Here is a 2693-nt window from a genome sequence, read left to right as displayed (position 1 = left end):
AATGGCAATTTTGACCTGTTTACAACTGAGTAACAAAGCCAACAAAACCTATGCTCCTCGATTTTTTGGATCAGCTTTTTTCTCGGCACTCCGGCAACAGCCGCCAGCAAGCCAAGCAACGGTTGAAGCTGATCTTGGCCCATGACCGCGCTGATCTCACCCCAGCGGCACTGGAATCGATGCGCCTGGAGATTTTGGGGGTGGTGTCGCGCTATGTGGAGCTGGATTCAGAGGGGATGCAGTTTCATTTGGCTACGGAAGGGGGAACGACTGCTCTCATTGCCAATCTGCCCATCCGTCGCGTTAAGCCCTTAGAGACGGGTCTCAGCCACCCGGAAGGCGAGAAAGCCTAGAAGGGGAGATTTTTGGCAGCATGTTAATTGGCCTTCATTCCAACAGGGCTCCCAATGCCAGAGTGGTCGTCAAGCTCGCTCTGTGATAGGTTGAGGTAAGTCGTGTGTACTGTAGAAAGAGTGGAGCTGGGTGTAGCTTTTGCAACTTTATGAAGCCAGCACACAGAGGTTAACTAAATGTTAACTCTGCATGTTCGAGCTCATGAACTGCTGACGTGATGGGCAGAGCCACCTTGACGATTGGAGACTTTCCAGCAGTCTGTATTGGCGTTAGCGTTGCGGAGTAATAACGACGTTAACGATGGAAACAAAACGATGGAAACAATGAGAGGGTTGGCGTTCAGTAGCTGGAAAGGTAAGGGCTCCGTCCCGCTATTGCGTTCGGTTAAGCCTCAATATGCAAGATTCATTTGAGCTGACGATCCTGTTTACGCTAGCCCTGGTGGCTGGGATCGCTGCTCAGGTGCTGGCCAATTTTGTCAAAGTGCCCAGCATTGTATTCCTGCTGCTGTTTGGCCTGTTGCTGGGGCCAGATGGTTTGGGCTGGGTTCACCCCCAAGTCATGGGATCCGGGCTGGAAGCGCTGGTGTCGTTGGCGGTGGCTCTGATCTTGTTTGAGGGGGGACTGAACCTGCGGCTGCAACGTCTCAATCAGGTATCGGATAGCCTGCGCAACTTGGTTTTGTTGGGATCCCTGCTGACCTTGGTGGGGGGAGCGGCAGCAGCTCACTATCTGGGGGAGTTTCCCTGGCGGCTGGCTTTTTTGTTTGGATCCCTGGTGGTGGTAACAGGGCCGACGGTGATCAACCCCATCTTGAAGCGGGTACGGGTCGATCCGGCAGTCAGCACGCTCCTGGAGGGAGAAGGGGTGCTGATCGATCCCATCGGGGCCATTTTGGCGGTGGTGGTGCTGCAGGTGGTGCTCTCCGGCCATCCCAGTTTTCTCATGGCCTTGGAACAGTTGTCCAGCCGTCTGGCCATCGGGTCGGCGGTGGGAGCGCTGGGGGGCTGGCTGATGGGATCCTTCCTGCTCTGGTCGCGGCAGTTTTTAACCGAGGAGTTGCGCAACTCGGTGGTGCTGGCGGGGGCCCTGGGGGTGTTTGCCTTGGCCCAGTCGCTGCGATCGGAGGCGGGGCTGATGGCAGTGGTGATGGCGGGCCTGGTGGTGCGGCAGAAGGCGGCCATTGCCGAGCGGGGTGTGCGGCAGTTTCACGGCCAGTTGGTGGTGTTGGCCATCTCTGTGATCTTTATCCTGCTGACTGCCACGCTCTCCCTCAAGGCGGTGTTTGCCCTGGGCTGGGGATCCCTGGCCACAGTGCTGTGCTTGATGCTGGTCATCCGCCCCTTGAGCGTGTGGCTGTGTACCTGGCGCAGCGACCTGAATTGGCGGCAGAAGCTGTTTGTGGCTTGGCTGGCTCCTCGGGGCATTGTGGCGGCTTCGGTGGCCTCCTTGTTTGCCATTCTGCTGACAGAACGGGGCATTACTGGGGGGGATGCCCTCAAGGCGCTGGTGTTTTTGACCATCTCGGTGACGGTGACGGTACAGGGGCTGACCGCGGCTTGGGTGGCCCGTTGGCTGGGTCTGGATCAGGGCAGTTCCACCATAATCATCGGCGATCATCCCCTCACCAACCAATTGGCCCAGTTGATGCGCTCGCTCAACCAGACGGTCGAGGTGATCCCGTTGGTTTCTGGGTCTTCCAAAAATGGGCACGGCAGCTACAAAGCTCCCCACCCAACAGACGGTAAGGACTCCATCCCGCCATCCCGTAAGTCCTCCACATCCCTGTCAGGAACGCCGAAGCGTCGTCCAGCAGATGGCTTGCCCCCACAACTTCATTCCTCTGACGGCAACGGCAACCACAAGTCTGCCCCAAGCCAGGAAGTCGGCAAGCCAGAAGCCATCCCCGGATCCCTGCAGGAAGCTGTACTGAACGAGTCTGCTTTGTTGAAGGCCGATATCGACCATGCGGAAACTCTGTTGATCCTGACTCTGGATCCGCAGGTGAACTGGGCCATTGCCGAGTTGATGGTGAAACTCTCGGTTTCGGCCACCATCTGGACGGTGTTGCTGCCGGATATGCCCATCTCAGAAGGGATCCGCACCTTGCAGCCTTCCTTCCCCCAACTGCAGCGCTGGGCCGGCTATCTGGAGGCCAACCGGGCCGAGCTGCGCTCGATCACCCTACCCACGTTGGCAGACCTGGGCCTGCCTCTCCCTTTATCGCTACGTGACGCTTCTGCGAATGCGGCCTCAACCCTGCCGGAGGCAGTGCGGAGCAATAGAGCTGATGTCTTGACGGCTCAAGAGTCGTTCCCGACAGCGGTGCGGAGCGCTTT

The 2693-nt window shown here is 58.0% G+C and carries 2 protein-coding genes; both read left to right on the top strand.

Going from position 1 to position 2693, the window contains the following annotated elements:
- Nucleotides 1–50 precede the first annotated feature (50 nt).
- Nucleotides 51–353 (top strand): cell division topological specificity factor MinE, encoded by a 303-nt coding sequence (gene minE / locus NW819_RS03775; RefSeq protein ID WP_414412932.1) that lies wholly within the window; start codon nucleotides 51–53, stop codon nucleotides 351–353.
- A gap of 397 nt (nucleotides 354–750) precedes the next feature.
- The coding region (locus NW819_RS03770; protein ID WP_414412931.1) for a cation:proton antiporter at nucleotides 751–2693 on the top strand (1943 nt) is incomplete at its 3' end.

The sequence above is a fragment of the Synechococcus sp. R8-2 genome (genome assembly GCF_047461715.1).
GTDB lineage: Bacteria > Cyanobacteriota > Cyanobacteriia > Thermostichales > Thermostichaceae > Thermostichus.
Note: the sequence above shows the minus strand (reverse complement) of the source record. Positions and strands in the feature narration are given on the sequence as shown.